The organism is Apilactobacillus bombintestini (assembly GCF_003627035.1).
Classification (GTDB): Bacteria; Bacillota; Bacilli; order Lactobacillales; family Lactobacillaceae; genus Apilactobacillus; species Apilactobacillus bombintestini.
This window is the reverse complement of the sequence record NZ_CP032626.1, coordinates 815,080-837,908: the sequence shown is the minus strand read 5'-3', so window position 1 is coordinate 837,908 and position 22,829 is coordinate 815,080. Positions and strand designations below refer to the sequence as shown.

Below are 22,829 nucleotides of genomic sequence, written 5' to 3'. Positions count from 1 at the left end.
AAATGCATGATCAAAATGATAAAGTAAACGATGAATTAACACAGGAAAAAATGCTAGAAGGATCTGCTTGGATGACAGCCGGAAGTATTTTATCTAGAATATTAGGTGCAGTTTACATTATCCCGTGGAGTTTAATGTTAGATAATTTGTACCTACAAGCTAATGCTTTGTACGTGCAAGGATATAACGTTTATAGTTTGATATTAATTATATCTATTGCTGGGATTCCATCTGCAATAGCAAAGCAGGTAGCCCATTATAATGCTCTAAATGAGTATGGGGTAAGTGTCCGGTTGTACAAGAGAGGGTTATTACTTTCTTTAATGACTGGTATAGTTTGTGCAATGCTATTATATTTTGGAGCACCATTATTTGATAATGGTAATACTAATCTTATTCCAGTAATGCATTCATTAGCATGGGCTGTTCTAATAATTCCAACCATGAGTTTAACTAGAGGATACTTTCAAGGATTTCAAGATATGGCTCCATCAGCGATTTCTCAATTTGTTGAGCAATTGTTTAGAGTTATATATATGCTAGTTGCTGTATTCTTTATTATTAAAATGATGCGTGGTAGTTGGGTTACTGCTGTATCTCAATCAACCTTTGCCGCATTTATTGGTTCATTAGCAGGATTATTAATTTTAGGTTTATATTACTTTAAACGTAGAAAGTATTATCGCCGATTGATTAATAATAGTAATAATGAATTACATGTTAATGCTAATAAACTATACGTAGAAATTATTCAACAAGCTATTCCTTTCGTGATTTTAGGTGCTGGTATATCTATTTTCCAATTAATAGATCAGTTCACATTCTTTAAAATTATGAATATAGCTACTAATTATTCTTCCGCAACGTTAAATCAGTTATATGCAATATTTGCTGGTAATGCTAACAAGTTAATTATGATTACTATTTCATTATCTTCAGCAATGGCTATTACTGTAGTTCCATTACTTTCAGCTGCTTATACTAGAAAAGATAAACGAGAAATTGGTCATCAAATTTCTAGTGGTTTCGTGTTATTCGCATTTGTTATGATTCCTGCAGCGCTAGGGATGACTGCGGTAGCTGGACCATTAAATCGTGTATTTTATGGTAATTTAAATGGTTCATTATCTGCTAATGTATTAGCTTTCTCATCCATTATATCTATCAGTTTTGGTTTATTTACCGTTGTTTCAGCAATGATGCAAGGAATTTCGCGAAACAGAATTGCGGTTAAATTCTTTGTTTACGGAACAATTGTTAAATTTATAACTCAATTTCCAATGGTATATATATTCAAAGAATTTGGTCCACTAATTTCTTCTGGAATTGGATTTATGGTAGCTAACGGATTGATCATTAGATTATTAAATAAACAATATAGTATTAAAAGTTATGATATGCTAAATAAGTTGAATTGGATCGTGTTATTTTCTTTAATAACTTATTTAGTAGCATTAACATCTGTTTATGCTGGTAATTTGTTAGTTAGCTTATTTATCAATCAATATGGTCGTGTAGGAAGCTTTGTAGTAGTATCTATATCATCATTGATTGGTGGATTAGTATATGTATATCTTGCATTAAAGAGCAGAATAGCTGATGATGTTTTAGGAAATAAAGCTGAAGTACTTAGACAAAAATTAAGAATTAAATAAAAAAAGCACTCTAATGAGTGCTCATTAAACCTTCTAAATTAACTGTTTAGAAGGTTTATTTTTTTGTTTGATGATTTTTCATAAAGAATGGTATTTTTTCAATAATTTGAGTGGGTAGTACTACGTATTGATTTTCAGAAAGTTTATCAGCGATAGCACTGTGACTATAAACAGCTGAAATTACTGCATCATCTGTATTAGAAAATTGTGCCGTGAATCCAGCTACCATACCAGCTAAAGTGTCACCCATACCACCAGTTGCTTGAGCAGGGGTTCCACCAGGATTTACAAATATTTCGTCTTTTGTATAAATTTTAGTATGATGTGATTTAAGTACAACAATAGAATGAAGCTTTTTTACAGCCTCTATATTATTAGTATCATTTTGATCAGATATTTTGATACCTGATAATCTTTGCCATTCCATTTGATGAGGAGTGAAAATAACCTGAGCATCAGGTACTGGTAGTTTTTCTTTTGCCATCAAAGTTATTGCTGAACCATCGATGATAACAATTTGGTCATGATTTACAGCATTTAAAGTAGCTTTTAAAATTTTTAAGCTATTATCATCAGTACCTAGACCGGGTCCGATTACAATAACATTAAAGCCAGGAATCATTTCCCTTAAATTTTCAACGTCATTATAATCTGCAAACATAGCTTCTGGAACATGGTCATGTAAACTAGTTAAGTTAGATGGATCTGTAAAAGTAGTAGTTAATCCTGCACCAGAATAAACACTGGCTTTTGATGCCATAATAATAGCACCACCAAAATTTTGGCTACCACCAATTAATCCAACTCTGCCGTAAGTTCCTTTATGACTATTATTAGGTCTTATTCTAATAGTTTTAGATACTAAATTTTCAGTTATATCAGGCATAAATATTTCCTCCTTTAGACATCGATTACAGTATAGCATTAAAATTTATAAACATCATTAATGTGATTTTTCAATAATATGCTAGAATATAACAAAAGGTTAAGGAGGATTAAACAATGATTGATTGGGACAAATTAGCGAATGATTATAAAGAATCATATTTAGAAGATTTAAAGGCACTAATCGCTATTGATAGTGAAAGAAACGATGAAGATGCAACTAAAGAATATCCATTAGGTGAAGGCCCAGCTAAGGCACTTGCTAAGTACATGGAATTCGGTAAGCGTGATGGATTCAAAGTTAAAAATTTAGATAATTTAGTCGGTTACATAGAATATGGTGAAGGAGATAAGACATTCGCTATTTTGGCTCATGCGGATGTAATGCCTGCCGGTGAAGGATGGGATACTGATCCTTTTGAAATGACTATTAAAGATAATAAGGTATACGGACGTGGTGCGTCTGATGATAAAGGACCTGGTTTAGCAGCATACTATGGCTTAAAAATGATGAAGGATCAAGGTATTAAACCTAAATGCAAGATTCGTTTCATAGTTGGTACCGATGAAGAAAGTAATTGGACAGGTATGAAGCATTACTTTGATTTAGAACCAGAACCAGATTTCGGTTTCTCTCCAGATGCTGAATTTCCAGTGATTAATGGTGAAAAAGGAAATACTACTTTTGAAACTAAATTTGGTAATCAACAAGATATGGATGCTGATTATGTTTTAAATGATTTTCATGCTGGTTTGCGTGAAAATATGGTTCCAAGGGATGCTTATGCTGATGTAAGAACTCCATTTAAGGATCAAATGGCAGAACAATTTAGTGTATTTATGCAAGATCGTAATTTAGATGGTGGTTCTGAAATTACTGAAGAAGGTATTAAGTTACATTTAATTGGAAAATCTGCTCATGGAATGGAACCTAGAAATGGTGTTAACGGGGGAACTTTCCTAGCAAACTTTTTACGTGGATATGATTTCTCTGGAGGAGCTAAAGAATTTATTAAATTTGTTTCTGAATTCTTACATGGAGACTCACGAGCAAATCATATTGGTGCACAATACACTGATAAAATTATGGGTGATTTAACTATGAATGTTGGTATTTTAACGTTTAATGACCAAAAGGGTGGTTTCGTTAATACTAACTTTAGATACCCTAAGGGCATTACAGTTGCCACTATTGGTAAACATTTATCAGAAGCAGCCAAAGTAATGAATGGAAAAGTAGAAAATGTTGATGACATGGCTCCACATTACGTTGATCCAGATGATCCAATAGTAAATAAATTAATTAATGTATATCGTCAAAGAACTGGTGTTAATGAAGCCGAACCTGAAGTTGTTGGTGGTGGAACATACGGTAGAATGATGAAGAGAGGGGTAGCTTTTGGAGCATTATTCCCATGGACTGAGGATACTATGCACCAAGCCAATGAATATCAACCAGTAGATGATTTGATTTTAGCAATGGCCATTTATGGACAATCTATTAGTGAACTAGCTACTCTATAAAATAAATAATATTATTTAATAAAAAAAGAACTCTAAGTTATACCTAGAGTTCTTTTTTTATTATCTGATTTCAGATAACTTTTTATCAATCATATCTAAAATAATTGGTACATTTTTTTCGTCAGATAAATCGTATTTTTGTAAATCAATTTTCATTTTAGGACTTTTATCGTATTCTTTATACCAATCTTTATAAGCTGACCACATGTGGTAGTAGTATTCTTTTAATTTAGGATCATTATCGCATTGTTCATAATCTCTACCACGTTTTTTAATTCTTTTTAGAATAGTTTCGAAATCAGTTTCTGCATAAACCATTAAATCAGGTGCTTTTTTAGGTAATTGATCTAATTCATCCATCATTTTATCCAATAATTCAAGATAAATTTTTAATTCCATATCAGAGATATTACCTTCAGCATTATTTTGTTTAGTAAATAATGCATCTTCATAAATAGAACGATCTAAAATATTATTATCGTCAGAAAGTGCTTTTTTGATCATAGCAAAACGTTTATTTAAAAAGTAAATTTGTAGTAAGAATCCATATTGTTCTGGATTGTTGTAGTACAAAGGTAAAACTGGATTGTCACCAACTGGTTCATAAAATGCTTTGGTACCTAAATGTTCAGCAATTTTACCAGTTAAGGTAGTCTTTCCTACACCAATCATTCCTGCTGTAATTATCACCATATTAACTCCTCATTTATAAAATAGTATTAATATTCTACCATATTTTAAAAATTAACTTAACCAGCAAAATAAAAACCTAGGTAGTTAATACCTAGGTCATTTAAAACTATTTTGTTTGAGAATTGTTTTCTTGTTGTTCTTTTAGTAAGTCACGAATTTCACCTAATAGGGTATCAGTTTTGGTGTCCTTAGTGGTGGTATCACGTTTAGTAACACGATTATAGATTCTAACAATTAGAAATACGATAAAGGCAACAATTAAGAAGTTAATAACATCATTTATAAAGTTACCAATACGGAAGTTAGCGGAACCTAATTTCAATGTAATGTTAGATAGATTGATGGTTCCCATAAAAATTCCAATTAGTGGATTGATAAGGTTAGTAGTAAATGACTTAACAATAGCAGTAAAAGCAGAACCAATAATTACACCTACAGCTAAATCAATTACATTACCTTTGGAAATAAAAGCTTTAAAATCTTTAAGCATGTAAAAGACTCCTTTAAAATTAAATATTTATATTAATTTTAACATACAATCTATTTTGCTCCTATGTAAAGCTATGGTACAAAAATAACCAAAGTTTCATTTTGATTTGCATCGTAACAATGAATAAGGTTGAATATTCTTGTTACCATGTATAATTCTTAACTAAATTAATAAAAACACCGTCATGCAATAACATGACGATGCTTTTTATTATTTATTTAGTTAATGGTTCGTCTAATTGATTCAACATTTCTTTTGAAATAACAGCATGACGAGCATATTTTTTTAGTTCGATAGAAGTTACCTTCTTAGCAGTCATCTTTTCAAAAGCAGCACTGTAATCAATTGCTACGCTGTCGGCAGGAATCTTAATAGGTTCGATAATACGTTGTTTGAATGCTTTTCTAGAATTTTCGTAAGCTTTTTGTAATTCTGTGACAGTTTCATCATAACTATGAGAAATTAATGATTTAGCAAAGCGAAGATCATTACGTTGATATTCATTATAAATAAAAATAATTAAATCAAGCATTTTTTCTTTTTTCATTTGTGTCATGACTTCATCTTCTTTCATATTTTTATTTAGTTCTATACCTTAATTATAATATTAATGTTATATTTTTCCAAGATTAACAATTTATTATAGTGAAAAATATGATTATTAAACAGAATAAATGCATTTAGTATGTATAACCCGTATAATTGTCATTACGAGATAAATAGGGGGATTGAAATGTCAGATCAAAATTATATTAACGTTAAAGATGCTTTTCAAAATAATTTAAAACATCTAAATATTAAGATAAAAAAACATGCAATCACCGTATTTACGGGATTATCAGGTGCTGGAAAATCATCATTGGTTTTCGATACTATTGCAGCTAACTCTAGAAGAGAGTTGAATGAAACTTTTCCTAGTTTTACACAACAGTATTTACCTAAATATGGGGCACCTCATGTTGGGAAAATAGAAAATTTACCGGTAGCAATTGTTATTCAACAAAAGAAAGTGGGAAAAAATCCTCGTTCTACTTTAGCTACTTATACAGGTATATATTCATTGTTACGTTTGCTATTTTCCAGAATTGGTAAACCATGGGTAGGATACTCAGATACATTTTCATTTAACTTGCCACAAGGTATGTGTGATAAATGTCAGGGCCTAGGATACATTGATCACATAAATCCTGATAAAGTCATTGATTATAATAAATCATTAAATGAGGGCGCTATTACTTTCGTAAGTTTTGGCCCTGGAACATGGAGATGGAAGAGATACGCACATACAGGATTATTTGATAACGATAAAAAGATTAAGGATTATTCTGAAAAAGAATTGAATGATTTATTGTATGCGCCTCAACATCATCTAAAAAATGCTCCAGCAGAATGGAAACCTTCTATTCTATATGAAGGTGTTATTCCAAGAATTAAACGTTCTATTATTGAAAGTAAAGAAGGACAACATCATAAAGAAGCTATAAAAGAAATAGTTACTCGTACAGCTTGTGATAAATGTCATGGAACTAAATTAAGACCTGAAGTATTAACATGTAAAATCAATGGATATAACATAGCTGATGTTTTACAAATGGATTTAAAGCATGTCTTAGAATTTTTAAACAGCATTAAAGAAAGTCTAGTACAAGATTTACTTCGTGAAGTTACTACTAAGATTCAATCTCTAATTGATTTAGGATTAGGTTATTTAACATTAGATAGAGGAACAGACACACTATCTGGTGGTGAAACACAAAGAATTAAAATCGCTAAATATATGAATAGTTCATTATCTGATATGGTATATATTTTAGATGAACCAAGTGTGGGCTTACATCCAGCTGATATTAAATTGATTAGTGCTGCTCTAAAGAAGCTAGAGGCTAAAGGTAATACTATTTTAGTAGTGGAACATAATCCAGAATTAATTCCTATTGCTGACTATGTAGTTGAAATTGGTCCTAAGCCAGGTAAAGATGGTGGTCAAATTATTTTTGATGGAACCTATCAAGAATTGTTAAAGAGTGACACTATAACAGGTAAGTTATTACAACAACCATTATCATTTAAAAAGCCTAAGAAATTAGAAAAGACTTTAGATTTAGAAAATGTAAATATTCATAATCTAAAGAATGCTAATGTATCCATCCCATTGAATGCACAAACAGTAATTTCAGGTGTAGCTGGTTCTGGTAAGAGTTCTTTGATGAGAGCTATTAAAGATAAACTACAAGATAATTACATTGATTTAACGCAAGATGCAGTGGGGGTAAATATTAGATCCACTCCCGCAACATATTTGGATATTTTAAATGACATTAGAAAATTGTTTGGGGATGCAAACAACGTATCTCGTCAATTATTCAGTTATAACGGAAAAGGAAAATGTCCATTGTGTAAAGGACGTGGGGTACAAATCACTAATATGGCATTTATGGATCCAGTAATTCAAACCTGTGAAAAATGTCATGGTAAAAGATATAGTGATGAAGCACTTCAATACCATTTAAATGGGTTAGATATTAGTGAAGTATTAAATTTATCCATTAAAGAGGCAATTGACTTTTTCGCTAAATATAAAGATATTCAAAGCAAGTTAATTAACATGCAAAGAGTAGGCTTAGATTATCTATCATTAGGTCAATCATTAGATACTTTATCTGGTGGTGAAGTTCAAAGATTAAAACTAGCTCTTCAATTAAATAAGACAGGAACTGTTTATCTATTAGATGAACCCACAGCTGGATTACACATGAAAGATGTTTCTATTATGACTAATTTATTTGATGATTTAGTTAAAAAAGGAAATACCTTAATTATCGTGGAACACAATCTATCAGTAATCAGTAAATCTGATTGGATGATTGATGTGGGTCCAAGTGCAGGACGTTATGGTGGACAAATCTTGTACACTGGTACTCCTGAAGATTCATTAAATGATAGTAAGTCAGTTACTGGCCAAGCTATGCGTGATTATAATCAAAAAAGAGAATAAATATGGGGACAGTAAAGCTCTTTAACAAGGCTTTACTGTTTTTTTATAATTATTTTAAATTTTTAGAATATTTTTCTGGACAGAATAGCCGATATGATTATACTTAATAATATTAGTTAGTGTACTATATAATTTTGCGTAAATATAAAATTCAATTTTATGGCCGCATTTGCTAATGTTTTGTTACAATGGAATATGTACAAGATAATTAATATAAAATAACTAATAAATATACGGAAAAAACAACAAAGGGGATTAATAATATGTGTGGATTTTGCGGATATGTGAACCAAAAGGATGTACCGAACGATACTATTAGTAAGATGGCTGATAGAATCAAGCATCGTGGTCCTGATGACGAAAAATATTTCCAAGACGATAAGGTATCTATGGGATTCAGACGTCTATCAATTATTGACTTAGCCCATGGTGGACAACCATTATACAGTAAAGACAAGAAGAAAGTTCTTACTTTTAATGGTGAAATTTATAACTATCAAGAAATTAGAAAAGAACTTGAAGATGAAGGTTGGGAATTTGAAACTGACGTTGACTCTGAAGTTTTAATTCGTGGTTACGAAGCATGGGGTCCAGCTCTATTAAAGAAACTTCGTGGAATGTATGCATTTGTCATTTATGACAGTGCTAAGAATGAAATCTTCGGTGCACGTGATCATTTTGGTATTAAGCCATTGTATTACTACGATGATGGTGATGCATTCATGTATGGTTCCGAAATTAAAGCATTTTTATCTAACCCTGCATTTAAGAAAGAATTAAACATTGATTTATTACCAATTCATTTAAGCTTTGAATTTATTCCATCTGCCGAAACCATGTTTAAAAATGTTTACAAGGTAATGCCTGGAACTTACTTCATTCATCACATTGATGAAAAAACAACTGAAACACATCGTTACTACAAGTTTAACTATGATCACATTGATCAATCACAAACTGTAGAAGAAGATGCTAAGAAGATTGAAGGAATTGTTAAAGATTCCGTAAAAGCACATATGATTGCTGACGTTGAAGTAGGTAGTTTCTTATCAAGTGGTGTGGATTCAAGTTATGTTTTAAATGAAGCATCTAAGTTAAAACCTATTAAGTCATTCTCATTAGGTTTCGATAATTCTAAGTACAGTGAACTTTCATGGTCAACTGATTTTGCAAACCAAATTGGACAACAAAATACACCTATTAAGATCACTGATAAGGATTACTTTGATTTCTTACCAACTATGATGTACTACATGGATGAACCATTATCAAACCCTTCAGCAATTCAATTATTCTACCTAGCTAAAGGTACCAGAAAGAATGTTAAAGTTGCTCTATCTGGTGAAGGTGCTGATGAATTCTTCGGTGGATACAATACTTACCTTGAAGCTATTCCATTCGAAAGATATCAAAAATATGTTCCTGGATTCATCCGTAAAGCTTTAGCAAGCATTGCTGTTAAATTACCTAGATTCCATGGCCGTCGTTTCTTAATTCGTGGTGCTCAACCATTGAGTGAAAGATATTACCGTGTAAACTATGTATTTAATTACGATGACAGAAATAAGCTATTGAAGGATCCATCACTTAACGTTGATTCAGGTGCATACACTAAGCACATTTTTGATGAAGTAAAAGACAAAGATGAAATGACTCAAATGCAATACTTTGATATCAACACTTGGTTACCATTTGATATCTTACAAAAAGCTGACCGTATGAGTATGGCTAACTCTCTTGAAGTTAGAACTCCATTGGTTGATAAGGAAGTTGCTGAATTTGCTTCCACTATGCCAATTAAGACTAGAATTAATAAAGAAGGGACCAAGATTTCTCTAAGAAAAGCTGCTGAAAGAGCATTACCAGACAAGGTAGCTATGAAGGAAAAACTTGGATTCCCATCTCCAATTGCATCATGGATTAGAGAACCAGAATTCCATGACAGAATTGTTCGTGCATTTACTTCCGATGTTGCTGAAAAATTCTTTAATACTGATGAATTATTAAGAATTCTAAAGGAACACGATGAAGGTAAATCATCTATGCAAAAGATTATGACTCCATACCTATTTATTTTATGGTATGAAGTATACTTCCCAGAAGATACTAATGCTGATACCATCAACAAGGTACAACTACAAGCATAATCTTAAATACTGATGCGAGGAAATGAATGATAATGGCTCTTGGAATTGATGAAATAAAAACTTTATTAAATGAACATGGTTTGTTAAAAGAAGTAGTTTATAGTGAACATACTTCTTTTGATGATGTAACTTACGATTCCAGAAACGCTAATCCAAATACTTTATTCTTCTGTAAAGGTAATTTCAATCCTGAATACCTAACTATGGCAAAAGATAAAGGTTCTACTGGATATGTATCTGAAGAAAAGTATCCAGAAGGCAATGGATTAACACAAATTATTGTTAATAACGTACAAAAGGCAATGTCTCTAGTAGGCGCTGCCTTTTATCGCTATCCACAGAATAATTTATTTGTGATTGCATATACTGGAACTAAAGGTAAAACTACTTCGTCTTACTTTGCAAAAAGTATTTTAAATCACACTACTGACAACAAAACGGCGTTGATTTCCACAATTGATACTGTGGTGGGTAACAAGCCATCTCAAAGATTTAAATCACATTTAACTACACCGGAATCATTGGATGTATTTAAATATATGAGACAAGCAGTTGATAATGGAATGACTCACTTAGTGATGGAAGTTTCATCCCAAGCATACAAGAAAAATCGTGTGTACGGATTGAAATTTGATGTAGGTATATTCTTGAATATATCCCCAGATCATATTGGACCTAATGAACATCCTACTTTTGCAGATTATTTACATTGCAAGGAACAACTTATGGTCAATTCACGAAATTGTATTATCAATGCGGATACTGACCACTTTGCTGAAGTATATGGTGCAGCTAAATCTACTACTGAATTAGGTAAGGTATATTTATTTAGCCGCAATCAAAAACAAGTTAATGGTATTGATGTTGATTTTCAATTCAGTAGTATAGCCGATACCATCAATAGTAATGAAATTAGAGTAATTGCTAATACAGATAAAGCTAAACAAATGAATTTAGAAGACGACTACAAAATTGCGGTAGCAGGTGATTATAATGAATCTAATGCTATGTCAGCTTTAATTGCCACTAAATTAGCTAATGCTACAGTTAAAGAAGCTCAAGAAGGATTATTTAATGTATTCGTTCCTGGTAGAATGGAATCATATGATGCTGGTAACCATGGAACTGTTTATGTAGACTATGCTCATAACTATGCAAGTATGCATGCGTTACTTGGCTTTTTAAAAGCCAATAATGCAGATGGAAAAGTTATTGTGGTAGTAGGTAGTCCCGGAAACAAAGGTGAAGATCGTAGAGAAGGCTTTGGTAAAGCACTTTCTGAAAATGCTGATGTAGCTTTCTTAACTACTGATGATCCAGCATTTGAAGATCCTAAAGATATCGTTAATGAAATTGATTCTTATGTAGATCATGATAAAGTAGAAGTTCATAAAGAATTAGATAGAAGATTAGCTATCAAAAAAGCTATTTACGCTGGCGATAATAATGCTATGATAGTAGTAGCTGGTAAAGGAAGAGATCCTTACCAGAAAATAAACGGCGTAGATACTCCTTACGAAACTGATTCCGTCGTAGTACAAAATGTTTTGAAAGGGATAGAAAATGAATAATAAATCTGATTTTACTGTAATTCTATTAGGTAGTGATTTTAACGCCTATGGAATGGCACGCTCATTATATGAAAAATACAGAAAACCTGTGAAAGCTTATGCTGAAAAAATGCTAGCTCCTACACGTTTTACTAAAATTGTTGATCTAACTTTAATTGATGGATTTAGTGAAGATCCAAAATGGATTGAATCCATGCGTAAATTAAAGAAAGAATATGCAAATCACAAAGAACCAGTTATTTTAATTGGATGTGGTGATGGATATGCAGAATTAATTTCTAAACATAAGGATGAATTAAACGATGTTTTTGTTTGTCCATATGTTGACTATGATTTAATCAAAAAGCTAAACAGTAAAGAAAACTTTTACAAATTATGTGAAAAGTATGATTTACCATATCCTAAGACTAAGATTATTACTAAGGCTGATTACGAAAGTGGTGAACCTATTCAACAACCATTTGGCTACCCTGTAGCATTAAAGCCAACTAATAGTGTTGAATGGCTAGATATTCATTTTGAAGGTCGTAAAAAAGCTTTCATTATTAAATCTGAAGAAGAATTTAAAGATATTGTTAAGAAAATCTATGTAAATGGTTATACTTCTGATTTGATCTTACAAGACTTCATTCCTGGTGATGATAGTAATATGCGTACATTAAATGCGTATGTTGATAAGAATCATCAAGTTAAAATGATGTGTCTAGGTCATCCATTATTGGAAGATCCTTCACCATCATCAATTGGAAATTATGTTGCAATCTTGCCAGAATATAATGAACAATTATATGACATGATTAAGAAATTCTTGGAAGAAATTAACTATGTAGGATATGCCAACTTTGATATGAAGTATGATACTCGTGATAATACATTTAAGTTATTCGAAATTAATCTTCGTCAAGGAAGAAGTAGTTTCTTTGTAACTCTAAATGGTTACAATCTAGCTGATTGGACTGTTAGAGATTATGTCTTTAATTCACTTGAAGATAAGCAAACTATCTATGCTAATAAAGATAAGGACAGTCGTTACTTATGGTTAGGTGTAGGTGAAGGTGTATTTAAGAAGTATGCTAAAGAAAATGCTGATAAAGAATTTGCTTTGCAATTAATCAAGAAGAGACAAGTAGGAACTACTTTCTGGTATGAAAGAGATAGAAATCCTAAGCGTTGGTTGTTAAATGTTTGGATGAAACATATTTATGCCAAAAACTTTAAGCAATACTTCAGCGAAAAATAAGGATGATACTATGAAAAGATTTTTCTCAATCATTGGTGGTATGGGAACAGAAGCTACAGAGAGTTATATTCATTTATTAAATGATCGTACTCCTGCTAAGAGTGATCAAGAATATTTAAACTATATTTTGGTCAATCATGCTACTATTCCTGATAGAACTGATTATATTTTAAATCATGAAAAACCTAATCCACTAATACCTTTGAAGGAAGATATTGAGCAACAGTCTCAATTAAATCCTGATTTCTTTGTTATCCCATGCAATACAGCTCATTATTTTTATGATGAGTTACAAAGCATGACTAAAATTCCAATATTGCATATGCCTAAGGAAGCAGTTAAAGAAATAAGTAATGTTTTTCCTAAGGCAACTAGAATTGGATTAATTGCCACTAAAGGAACTATTTACGACGGTATATATGATAAAGAAATTAAAGATGCTGGATATGAAATGGTAAAACCTACTAAACATATTCAAGATGAAACTATGGAGTTAATCTATAAATATGTTAAGGAAAGAAATGAGGTCAACAGTGATTTATATCACCACATTTTAGATGAAATGAAAAATGAATTGAAATGTGATGTTATTATCTTGGGATGTACCGAATTATCGGTCGCACAAGAAAGAGCTGGAGACCATGATTATCCTGTAATTGATGCTCAATCAGTATTAGTTGATCGTTCCATTGATTTAGCAATTAAAAATAGAAAACATGAATAAATAAAAACTCTTAAATCATTTGTTGATTTAAGAGTTTTTTTATTGAATATTAAAAATGGTTATTGATAATAATGAAAGGGCCATAATAACTAATAAAGTTATATTAAAGCCATATAAATGGGTTTGTTGTTTATTAGAAAAATTAATTTCAGTAAGTATAAATAACGTTATAGCTATGATATCAGATAAAATAGCACTGTATGGATGGTTATGAAATATACGGATAGTGATTACTAATTGGCATGTGAAAGTTAATATATATAAAATACGACTCCATATTAATGATTGAATAATTCTTTTAGCACGAATCATCGTTAATCCAATGGTAACAGCAATCACATATAAAATGATCATAATGATTGAAAGTAATCCCCACATATTTCTTCCTCCTATTTAATAACTTACTATACATTCTATCAGTATTTATGAAATGATGATAACATTAATGAATAAAATTATTTTATGCTGTAAAAATATTATAGATTTATTTAATATAATTAGTGTTAAATTGTTGTCATGACAGCAATGAAAGTGAATATAAAAAAATAATTGATACATGTGTATAAAAATTCCTTGATATTAATAATGGCTTTTGATATTATCAATATCGCGTTATTTTTAATAAGGAGGCAAAAAAGATGGCTGAACCCAAAGAATTAAAAGTAGGAGATTATGTTTCCGCACCTAGATTCGGTTATTTAAAACATGATTTTGCCGGTACGATTGAAAAGATTTATGAAAATTCTGTGATGGTTTTTATTGATGATCATCATGAAGAAGACAGTATCGTTGTTAACGAATACAATAAACGTGCCGTGGTTAGCAAAAAGTATGCTAAACCAGCTCGAAGAAAGACTGCTTAAATTACTTACCAAAAATTATAACGTATGATATAATTAATTTGTATCTGCGGGTATAGTTTAGTGGTAAAATATAAGCTTCCCAAGCTTAAGTCGCGGGTCCGATTCCCGTTACCCGCTTTAGTTTTAAATAACTAGCAGATACTATTCGATAATAAAAGACTAGTAAGTATATTTTCTTTTTACAGCGACATTGGGACGATGGAAGCCAATGACTAGAGTATACTGAATTCGTACTTTTTAGAAATTATAAGTTAAATATTAAGCGGATATATAATATCAACTAGAGTGGTACCGCGGGTTAAATTCCGTCTCTTACAATTACTATATTGTGAGAGACTTTTTTTATGGAGGGAATGTTAATGGAAAACAAAGAATTAGTTGCCAAAGCATTGTCAAATGCTTTAGATAATGAATTGTCAGTTGAAGATATTGAATCCAAATTAGAAAGACCTAAGGATTCAAAAATGGGAGATATTGCTTTTCCTACTTTTATTTTAGCTAAGAAATTTAGAAAAGCACCTCAACAAATTGCTGGTGACATCATTGAAAAAATTGATCAAAGTGATTTTGATCATGTTGAAGCTGCAGGTCCATATGTTAACTTCTTCTTGGATAAATCAGCATTTAGTGAAAATGTTTTAAACAGCATTTTGGATCAAAAAGAACAATACGGTCAAAATGATGATGGTAAAGGTGGAAACGTAACTATCGATATGTCTTCACCAAACATTGCTAAACCAATTTCAATGGGTCATTTAAGATCTACAGTTATTGGTAACTCAGTTGCTGAAATCCTAAGAAAGAATGGTTACAAACCTATTAAGGATAATCACTTAGGTGACTGGGGTACTCAATTTGGTAAGTTAATCACTGCTTACTTAATGTGGGGTAATGAAGAAGACGTAAAGAAAGACCCAATTAATAACTTAGTTAAATACTATGTAAAATTCCATAAAGTGGATAAAGAACAACCAGAATTAGATGACGTTGCCAGAGACTGGTTCAGAAAACTAGAAAATGGTGATGAAAAAGCACTTAAATTATGGAAATGGTTCAGAAAAGTATCTATTGAAGCATTTGAAAAGATTTACAATAAGTTAGGTGTAACTTTTGATACTTACAATGGTGAAGCATTCTACAACGACAAATTACAAGGTGTAGTTGATTCACTAAATGAAAAAGGTTTATTGAGTAAGTCACAAGGTGCTACTATTGTTGACCTAGACAAATACAATTTAAACCCTGCATTAATCTTAAAGAGTGATGGTGCTTCACTATACATCACTAGAGATATTGCTACTGCAATTTACAGAGATCAAACATACCATCCTGCAATGAACTTATATGTAGTTGGTTCAGAACAAACATACTACTTCAAACAATTGAAGGCTGTTTTAATGGAAATGGGTGTTCCATCTGCTAAAGATTTACATCACGTTCCATTTGGTTTGATTACTGTTAATGGTAAGAAACTATCTACTCGTTCTGGTCGTATTATTCTATTAGATGAAGTATTAAATGATTCTATTGATATTGCTAAGAAGCAAATTGCTCAAAAGAACCCTGATCTTCCTAATAAAGAAGAAGTTGCTAAAGAAGTTGGTGTTGGTGCCATCGTCTTTGGTGATTTGAAGAATGAAAAAATTAATAACATTGACTTTAACCTAGAAGATCAATTGAGATTCGAAGGTGAAACTGGTCCATACGTACAATATGCTCATGCTCGTGCTGAAAGCATTTTACGTAAGGCTGGCGATGTTGATTTCACTAACGTTGCTAAGAAGTTAAACGATGCTGAATCTTGGAACGTAGTTAAATTATTAAATGATTTCCCTGCAAGAGTAAGAATGGCTTGTGATGAATTTGAACCATCAGTTATCGCAAAATATTCATTACGTCTAGCTAAAGCATTTAATAAATACTATGCTCATACTAAGATTTTGGAAGACAATGATGAAAAAGATGCTCGTTTAGCATTAGTTAAATCAGTATCAATTGTATTGAAAGAATCATTGAGATTACTAGGTGTTAAGGCTCCTGACCAAATGTAATTATAAAGAGACACATTTAACTTTTGCTAAATGTGTCTTTTATTTTACCCATATTTCTATTTTTGGGTTAAAATGGTATTAATAATCATCGTCTATGGAGGAGTAGTTTATTAGATGAAGAAATCAGAAAATAAAAAAAGTCGTTTCAAGAGATTGTGGAAACGATATCAATTGACTCGTTGGTTAATTGTAGTATTTCTACTATTATTTTTTACAATGAGTGCTTATTGTACATTTATTGCAAAAACTACGCATGTACAAAATTTGCAATCTTCATTAGAACAATCAACTGTTATTTATGATGCGAAGAATAACAAGGCTGGTAAGATTTATTCGCAAAAGGGTACTTATGTTAGTTATAAAAATATTTCTAGTAATATACCTAATGCTATATTATCTACCGAAGATAGAAACTTTTATCACGAACATGGTTTTTCAGCTAAAGGATTTGGAAGAGCTATATTATTAATGATAAAAAACAAGATTATGCATAGAGAATATATTAGTGGTGGAGGAAGTACACTAACTCAACAACTAGTAAAAAATGCATATTTAACTCAACAACAAACTTTTAGTCGTAAATTAAAAGAATTGTTTTTGTCCATTCAAGTAGAAAATGTATATAGTAAAAATCAAATTCTAACTATGTATATGAATAATTCTTACTTTGGAAATGGTGTCTATGGAGTGGAAGATGCTTCTAAACGTTACTTTGGGATGAGTGCTAAGAATTTGCCTGTACAGGATGCTGCCGTAATTGCTGGTATGCTTACTAATCCAAGTGCATATAATCCAGTAGATCATCCTAAATTAGCACTTCAAAGAAGAAATGTTGTTTTACAATTAATGGCTGATAACAATAAAATTAGTCAATCTGAAGCTAATAGTTTAAAGAAGACGCCTATTCAAGTTAGAAATTCATATCAATATAAAGATGGATATAAGTATCCTTATTACTTTGATGCCGTTATTGATGAAGCTATAAGTAAATATGGGTTATCTGAATCTGATATTATGAACCGTGGATATAAGATTTATACTACGTTGAATCAATCACAACAATCTAGTTTACAAAATGATTTTGCAAATGACAGTATGTTTCCAACTAATGCTGCTGATGGAACTAAGGTTCAAGCAGCTTCAGTTGCGATTGATCCAAGAACTGGTGGTGTATCAGCGGTTGTTGGTGGACGTGGACAACATGTCTTTAGAGGATATAACCGTGCAACGCAAATTAAGCGTCAACCGGGATCCACAATAAAGCCATTAGCTGTTTACACTCCAGCCTTGGAAAATGGTTATGATTTTAACTCTGATTTACAAAACAAAGTGAAGTCATATGGTAGTAACAAGTACACACCAAGAAATTATAATAATGTATATACTGGTACTACACCAATGTATAAAGCATTAGCTGAAAGTATGAATGCTCCGGCTGTTTGGTTGTTGAATAAAATTGGTGTAGAAAAAGGTTACGATTCAGTGAAATCATTTGGTCTACCTGTTCAGAAACGTGATAAGAATTTAGCCCTTGCATTAGGTGGATTATCTACAGGTGTTTCTCCTCAACAAATGGCTGGTGCATATACAGCCTTTGCAAATGAAGGAAATATGACCACTCCTCACTATATTAGAAAGATAGTGGACTCGTCAGGTAAAGTTATAGTTGATGAAGATGATACCAATTCACCATCTAAGAATGTAATGTCTAAATCTGTAGCTAATAAGATGACTAGTATGATGCTTGGAGTATTTGATAATGGTACTGGAGTTTCTGCTAAACCTTATGGCTATCAAGTTGCTGGTAAGACCGGTAGTACTGAAGCTGATAATACTGGTGATTCAGATGCTACTCGTGATAAATGGATTATTGGTTACACTCCTAAAGTGGTTTTAGCTACTTGGGAAGGATTTGATAATACAAATTCTAACCACCATTTGGAAAACCTTAGTGGTACTGGAGTAGGACCATTATTTAGAAATGAATTGCAGCAAATATTGCCAACCACAGGTGATAATACATTTAGTGTTAAGGATGCTGCATACCTAGATCAACACCCTGAATCATCTGATGATAATTCAGGATCTGGATTCTGGGGTAAATTCCATAATGGTGCTAAGAAGTTCTCAAAGGACTTTGATAAAGGTGTCAACAATTTGAAGCAAAATGCTAAAAATTGGTGGAGTGATGCCAAGAAATTTATCGGGAAGTAAATTGACTGATTAATATAAAGCGTCGTATCATAGATATAAACTATGATACGACGTTTTTTGTATGAGAAGAGGAGCGATATAGTGAAATTTATTCATGCTGCAGATTTGCACTTAGAAAGTCCTTTTAAAGGCTTAAAAAATGATGAAACTCCTAATACTTTGTGGGAAAGCATATATAATTCTACTTTTAATGCATTTAAGAAATTAGTTAATGATGCTATTTCAGAAGAAGTAGATTTTGTTTTATTAGCAGGAGACTTATTTGATCGTGATAATCAAACTCCTAAAACCTATGATTTTTTCCAATCTCAAATGGAAAAGTTAAATAAATATGGTATTAAAGTATTCATTATTTATGGAAATCATGATTATTTAGATTTATCTCAACAAAATAACTATTTCCCTGATAATGTGTATGTATTTGGTAACAAAGTAGAAACTAAAACCATTATGGTGGACGATAAGAAAGTAGCAATAACTGGTTTCAGTTATAGTAGAAAATGGATTAATGACAAAATGATTGATGATTATCCAGTTAAAAGCAACGTAGATGTCCAAATAGGGATGCTACATGGAGGATTAGAACAAACTGGTGATAACTATGCTCCTTTTAATCTAGAAGATCTAATACAAAAGAAATATGATTATTGGGCATTAGGTCATATCCATAAGAGACAACAATTAAATGAAAATCCACCAATTTATTATTCTGGAAATATTCAAGGACGTCATAAAAATGAACCTGGTGATAAAGGTTACTTAATGGTAGATACTAGTTCGTCACCATGGAATATAGAATTTCATTCTACTTCAGTGATTGATTGGAATACATTGAACATGCATGTTGATGATACGGATATAGAAAGTATTAAAAATAATGTATTTGCAGAAATTAGTAAAAAGAATTTTGATAAGATGCAATTGATTAATTTGAATTTAATATTAAATAATCCTATGTCTGAGGGAGAACAAGATAATTTAATTTATCGAATTCAAAATGAATTATCTTCTGAATATAATCAATTGAATGCATGGATTTACGAAATAAATGTAGAGTTAAGTGATGACCATAAATTTTCAGAAATTAATCAAAACATTTGGGACGAAGCTGAAAAGAACGTTTTTGAAAATGATAATATTGATAAGTTGACTAAGTCATTAAGAAAATATGATTTTATTATTAATCATGTACAAAATAACAATGCTCATCTGATTAATCAGGCTCGTATGCGTTTAATGAGTGGAAAGGATGGACAAGATGAAGATTAATAAGCTGGATGTATTAGGTTACGGAAAGTGGCATGATGTTTCTTTTGATTTTACTAAAGATAATTTACAGATTATCTTTGGTAATAATGAAGCCGGAAAGACTACATTACTTAGTTTGATTGAAGGAATAATCTTTGGCTTTGTTGATGGAAGAGGTAGTGGATATGAACAATATATACCAAAAGACACTAGCTCTTATGGTGGAAAATTAACCATTACTACTGAAGAAAATCGTCATTTCATTTTAACTAGAGTTGCCGGAACGCATGGTGGAGATTTAACTATTTATGATATAGATAATGATATGACCACCGATAATGGAATCCTTAAAAAGATTTTAGGTCCTATTGATCGTAATACCTTTGAAAACTTGTTTTATTTTGGAGATTTAGACATAAAGGCAATTTCTAAATTAAGTAAAAATGAATTAGTTTCTAGGATCCAAAAAGTAGGTTTTGTAGGCAGTGACGAATGGATTTCTTTGCGAGATGATTTAGAAAAGAAATCCAAGGAATTATATGCTCCTACAGGACGTAAGCCACCATTGAATGTCTTGCTAAAAGATTATGATAATTTACTTAATCAGATTGAACAAAGCAAGGGTAATCTTGACAAATATAATGAATTACAAAATAAGCATAGTGAAATAAATGAAGAACTACGTAGCATGAAACAACAAGTCGCTAAATTGGATAAAGAAATTCAAAAGACTAAGCATTTGTCTCAACTATGGCCTATTTTTGAAAAAATAAATACATTCGATTCCGTTAAAAATATGGATGTAAAAAAAGGTTTTGCAGAAGATGATGATAAGAAATTAAATGATTTAAAAAATCAATTGTTCCTTGTTAATAAACAACTTGCTTCTGTTGATGCTGATATTAATGCTTTGCAAAATCAAATAAGCAACAGTAAATTATTAGATGAATTCAATTCCAATAAATCACGCATAGATAAACTAGTTCAAGATTTTTCTAATATAAATGATTTAATAAACCAATTAAATGTAAAAATTAGTATGATAGATGAGCTAGAAAATCAACAATCTGAAACAACAGTTGCGGATGAAAATGATTTAGAAAACATAAGAAGTTTATGGAATAGTTATAATCAAGTAAGCGAAAATACTTCCAATAGTAATTTCACAATCATAAGTATTTTGGCAATGATAATCGGTTTCGGATTGGTTATATTTACACCGGTAATGTTTAAGATTTGTGGTGCAGTACTATTTGTAATAGCGGCAATTTATTTGTACTATCTTAAAAAGAATGCGCAAAAGACAACTCAAAAACAAGAAATTGCTAGTGAATTACAGAATAATCTATCTAAATATGGTGTGAACATAGACGAAGTAAGTGAATGGTTGTCGGAACAAAATTATCTAAAAAAACATGTTAATGATACTCAAACACTTGATTCCTATGAAAAAGATGTTGAACAATATAAAAACCAATTAAATCAATATTTTGATGAATGGAAACATCTAGTTATAGATTTGAACAGAAGCGTTTCCTATGACAAACAATTGGAAAATATTAAGCAATATGTTTCTAAAATGAATGATCTGAATATGAATTCGCTACGCATTAATAAACAAATACAAGAACAACTAGCGAAAAAGAAAGAGTTATCTGATCAAAAAAATACGTTATCTAATGAAGTAAGTACATTCTTAAAGGAACGTAATCTTTCATCAATTGATGACTTTGTTAAGGAATCTAAAGTTCAGAAGAATATTGAAGAAAATAAAAAAGAATTGTCTAATTTCAAATCACAAATTAGTGATGATGAAATCAAACAATTACAATCATATGAAAATGTTGATCAGTTAAACAAAAAAATTGCTGATTTTACTGGTCAGTATGATAATTTACGTAAACAAATTTTGGATTTATCTCAACAATTGGAAACTATCAATATTCAATTACAACACTACATTAATGATGGTACTTATAATGAGTTATTACAAAATAAGAGTAACCAAGAAGCTGAGATTGAATCAATGGTTGATCAATGGATGTCTATGAAACTATCAAGTCAGTGGATCGATGAAGCATTAAATATCGCAACTGCTGACAGAATACCGTTGTTCGAAAAGAAGGCAAAGGAATTCTTCGGAATTCTAACTAATCAAAGATATACTAAGATAACTTATTATAAGAGTAAATTGAAAGTTACTAGAAACGATAAGTTACAATTTGATGCAGGGGAATTGTCTAGAGGTACTATTGAACAATTGTATTTATCATTAATTTTGTCATTATCAGTTGTATTTGGTAGAAGTTACCAATTACCAATAATTATTGATGATGGACTAACAGAATTTGATAGTAATAGAACTAAGAATGCTGTTAATTTATTAAATAAACTAAGTGACAATTTACAAGTAATATATACTACTTGTGATGATGGTATTCCAAATTTAGTGGATAAAAATGATGTATTAAATCTAAATGAGTATTAGAAAAGCCCGGTAGTTAAAAACTACCGGGCTTTTCTAATTAT

17 protein-coding genes and 1 tRNA gene are annotated in these 22,829 nt (G+C 31.1%); 13 read left to right on the top strand and 5 right to left on the bottom strand.

The window, feature by feature from the left end; translation table 11 throughout:
- Positions 1 to 2 precede the first annotated feature (2 nt).
- Positions 3 to 1,655, top strand: coding sequence for a putative polysaccharide biosynthesis protein (locus tag D7I45_RS04125; RefSeq protein WP_120784486.1), 1,653 nt, complete (start codon positions 3 to 5; stop codon positions 1,653 to 1,655).
- A gap of 55 nt (positions 1,656 to 1,710) precedes the next feature.
- Here D7I45_RS04125 and D7I45_RS04120 read toward each other — a convergent pair whose 3' ends face one another.
- A complete protein-coding gene (locus D7I45_RS04120; protein WP_120784485.1) occupies positions 1,711 to 2,541 on the bottom strand; it encodes an NAD(P)H-hydrate dehydratase in 831 nt (276 codons plus the stop codon).
- A 116-nt stretch (positions 2,542 to 2,657) separates the two neighbouring features.
- Between D7I45_RS04120 and pepV the strand changes: the two genes are divergently transcribed.
- Positions 2,658 to 4,064 carry a dipeptidase PepV gene (gene pepV, locus D7I45_RS04115; RefSeq protein ID WP_120784484.1) on the top strand — a complete coding sequence of 469 codons (1,407 nt, stop codon included), beginning with the start codon at positions 2,658 to 2,660 and terminating at the stop codon, positions 4,062 to 4,064.
- A gap of 60 nt (positions 4,065 to 4,124) precedes the next feature.
- On the opposite strand, the gene D7I45_RS04110 is transcribed toward pepV, so the two are convergent.
- The 3 genes from D7I45_RS04110 to D7I45_RS04100 form a co-directional block, all read right to left on the bottom strand.
- Positions 4,125 to 4,757 (bottom strand): deoxynucleoside kinase, encoded by a 633-nt coding sequence (locus D7I45_RS04110; protein WP_120784483.1) that lies wholly within the window; start codon positions 4,755 to 4,757, stop codon positions 4,125 to 4,127.
- A gap of 106 nt (positions 4,758 to 4,863) precedes the next feature.
- A complete protein-coding gene (mscL, locus tag D7I45_RS04105; protein WP_120784482.1) occupies positions 4,864 to 5,247 on the bottom strand; it encodes a large-conductance mechanosensitive channel protein MscL in 384 nt (127 codons plus the stop codon).
- Positions 5,248 to 5,461: 214 nt separating this feature from the next.
- Entirely contained in the window at positions 5,462 to 5,821 is a 360-nt protein-coding gene (locus D7I45_RS04100; RefSeq protein ID WP_162924088.1) for a hypothetical protein, read from the bottom strand.
- Positions 5,822 to 5,980: 159 nt separating this feature from the next.
- Between D7I45_RS04100 and D7I45_RS04095 the strand changes: the two genes are divergently transcribed.
- The 5 genes from D7I45_RS04095 (at position 5,981) to D7I45_RS04075 (ending at position 13,924) form a co-directional block, all read left to right on the top strand.
- A complete protein-coding gene (locus tag D7I45_RS04095; RefSeq protein ID WP_120784480.1) occupies positions 5,981 to 8,242 on the top strand; it encodes an ATP-binding cassette domain-containing protein in 2,262 nt (753 codons plus the stop codon).
- Between the two features lie 263 nt (positions 8,243 to 8,505).
- Positions 8,506 to 10,389, top strand: coding sequence for an asparagine synthase (glutamine-hydrolyzing) (gene asnB / locus D7I45_RS04090; protein WP_120784479.1), 1,884 nt, complete (start codon positions 8,506 to 8,508; stop codon positions 10,387 to 10,389).
- 32 nt (positions 10,390 to 10,421) lie between these two features.
- The gene (locus D7I45_RS04085; RefSeq protein WP_120784478.1) at positions 10,422 to 11,960 is read left to right on the top strand and encodes a UDP-N-acetylmuramoyl-L-alanyl-D-glutamate--2,6-diaminopimelate ligase; all 1,539 of its coding nucleotides are present in this window, start codon (positions 10,422 to 10,424) and stop codon (positions 11,958 to 11,960) included.
- Positions 11,953 to 13,200, top strand: a complete 1,248-nt coding sequence (locus tag D7I45_RS04080; protein WP_120784477.1) for a carboxylate--amine ligase — start codon at positions 11,953 to 11,955, stop codon at positions 13,198 to 13,200. The genes D7I45_RS04085 and D7I45_RS04080 overlap by 8 nt, the downstream gene beginning before the upstream one ends.
- Before the next feature lie 10 nt (positions 13,201 to 13,210).
- Complete coding sequence (locus D7I45_RS04075) at positions 13,211 to 13,924, top strand: aspartate/glutamate racemase family protein (RefSeq protein WP_120784883.1); 714 nt, start codon at positions 13,211 to 13,213, stop codon at positions 13,922 to 13,924.
- 39 nt (positions 13,925 to 13,963) lie between these two features.
- Here the strand turns inward: D7I45_RS04075 and D7I45_RS04070 are convergent, their stop codons facing one another.
- On the bottom strand, positions 13,964 to 14,302 hold the full coding sequence (locus D7I45_RS04070; RefSeq protein WP_120784476.1) for a DUF1516 family protein: 339 nt from the start codon (positions 14,300 to 14,302) through the stop codon (positions 13,964 to 13,966).
- A 260-nt stretch (positions 14,303 to 14,562) separates the two neighbouring features.
- On the opposite strand from D7I45_RS04070, the gene D7I45_RS04065 reads away from it, so the two are divergent.
- From D7I45_RS04065 to D7I45_RS04040, 6 genes are all read left to right on the top strand, one after another.
- Positions 14,563 to 14,787: a DUF2187 domain-containing protein gene (locus D7I45_RS04065; protein ID WP_120784475.1), complete on the top strand. Its 225-nt coding sequence runs from the start codon at positions 14,563 to 14,565 to the stop codon at positions 14,785 to 14,787.
- A gap of 46 nt (positions 14,788 to 14,833) precedes the next feature.
- Positions 14,834 to 14,904: transfer RNA gene (locus D7I45_RS04060), tRNA-Gly, on the top strand.
- A gap of 242 nt (positions 14,905 to 15,146) precedes the next feature.
- Positions 15,147 to 16,838, top strand: a complete 1,692-nt coding sequence (gene argS, locus D7I45_RS04055; RefSeq protein WP_120784474.1) for an arginine--tRNA ligase — start codon at positions 15,147 to 15,149, stop codon at positions 16,836 to 16,838.
- 114 nt (positions 16,839 to 16,952) lie between these two features.
- Positions 16,953 to 19,052 carry a transglycosylase domain-containing protein gene (locus tag D7I45_RS04050; RefSeq protein WP_120784473.1) on the top strand — a complete coding sequence of 700 codons (2,100 nt, stop codon included), beginning with the start codon at positions 16,953 to 16,955 and terminating at the stop codon, positions 19,050 to 19,052.
- 81 nt (positions 19,053 to 19,133) lie between these two features.
- Entirely contained in the window at positions 19,134 to 20,321 is a 1,188-nt protein-coding gene (locus tag D7I45_RS04045) for a metallophosphoesterase family protein (protein WP_162924087.1), read from the top strand.
- A complete protein-coding gene (locus D7I45_RS04040) occupies positions 20,311 to 22,788 on the top strand; it encodes an ATP-binding protein (RefSeq protein ID WP_162924086.1) in 2,478 nt (825 codons plus the stop codon). The genes D7I45_RS04045 and D7I45_RS04040 overlap by 11 nt, the downstream gene beginning before the upstream one ends.
- Positions 22,789 to 22,829 lie beyond the last annotated feature (41 nt).

Bases quoted from the DNA above. Each gene is read 5' to 3' on its own strand.
- asnB (WP_120784479.1), top strand. From the start codon at position 8,506: ATGTGTGGATTTTGCGGATATGTGAACCAAAAGGATGTACCGAACGAT.
- D7I45_RS04075 (WP_120784883.1), top strand. From the start codon at position 13,211: ATGAAAAGATTTTTCTCAATCATTGGTGGTATGGGAACAGAAGCTACA.
- D7I45_RS04095 (WP_120784480.1), top strand. From the start codon at position 5,981: ATGTCAGATCAAAATTATATTAACGTTAAAGATGCTTTTCAAAATAAT.
- D7I45_RS04050 (WP_120784473.1), top strand. From the start codon at position 16,953: ATGAAGAAATCAGAAAATAAAAAAAGTCGTTTCAAGAGATTGTGGAAA.
- D7I45_RS04100 (WP_162924088.1), bottom strand. From the start codon at position 5,821: ATGAAAGAAGATGAAGTCATGACACAAATGAAAAAAGAAAAAATGCTT.
- D7I45_RS04080 (WP_120784477.1), top strand. From the start codon at position 11,953: ATGAATAATAAATCTGATTTTACTGTAATTCTATTAGGTAGTGATTTT.
- D7I45_RS04120 (WP_120784485.1), bottom strand. From the start codon at position 2,541: ATGCCTGATATAACTGAAAATTTAGTATCTAAAACTATTAGAATAAGA.
- argS (WP_120784474.1), top strand. From the start codon at position 15,147: ATGGAAAACAAAGAATTAGTTGCCAAAGCATTGTCAAATGCTTTAGAT.
- D7I45_RS04065 (WP_120784475.1), top strand. From the start codon at position 14,563: ATGGCTGAACCCAAAGAATTAAAAGTAGGAGATTATGTTTCCGCACCT.
- D7I45_RS04040 (WP_162924086.1), top strand. From the start codon at position 20,311: ATGAAGATTAATAAGCTGGATGTATTAGGTTACGGAAAGTGGCATGAT.
- D7I45_RS04110 (WP_120784483.1), bottom strand. From the start codon at position 4,757: ATGGTGATAATTACAGCAGGAATGATTGGTGTAGGAAAGACTACCTTA.
- D7I45_RS04085 (WP_120784478.1), top strand. From the start codon at position 10,422: ATGGCTCTTGGAATTGATGAAATAAAAACTTTATTAAATGAACATGGT.
- mscL (WP_120784482.1), bottom strand. From the start codon at position 5,247: ATGCTTAAAGATTTTAAAGCTTTTATTTCCAAAGGTAATGTAATTGAT.
- D7I45_RS04070 (WP_120784476.1), bottom strand. From the start codon at position 14,302: ATGTGGGGATTACTTTCAATCATTATGATCATTTTATATGTGATTGCT.
- D7I45_RS04125 (WP_120784486.1), top strand. From the start codon at position 3: ATGCATGATCAAAATGATAAAGTAAACGATGAATTAACACAGGAAAAA.
- pepV (WP_120784484.1), top strand. From the start codon at position 2,658: ATGATTGATTGGGACAAATTAGCGAATGATTATAAAGAATCATATTTA.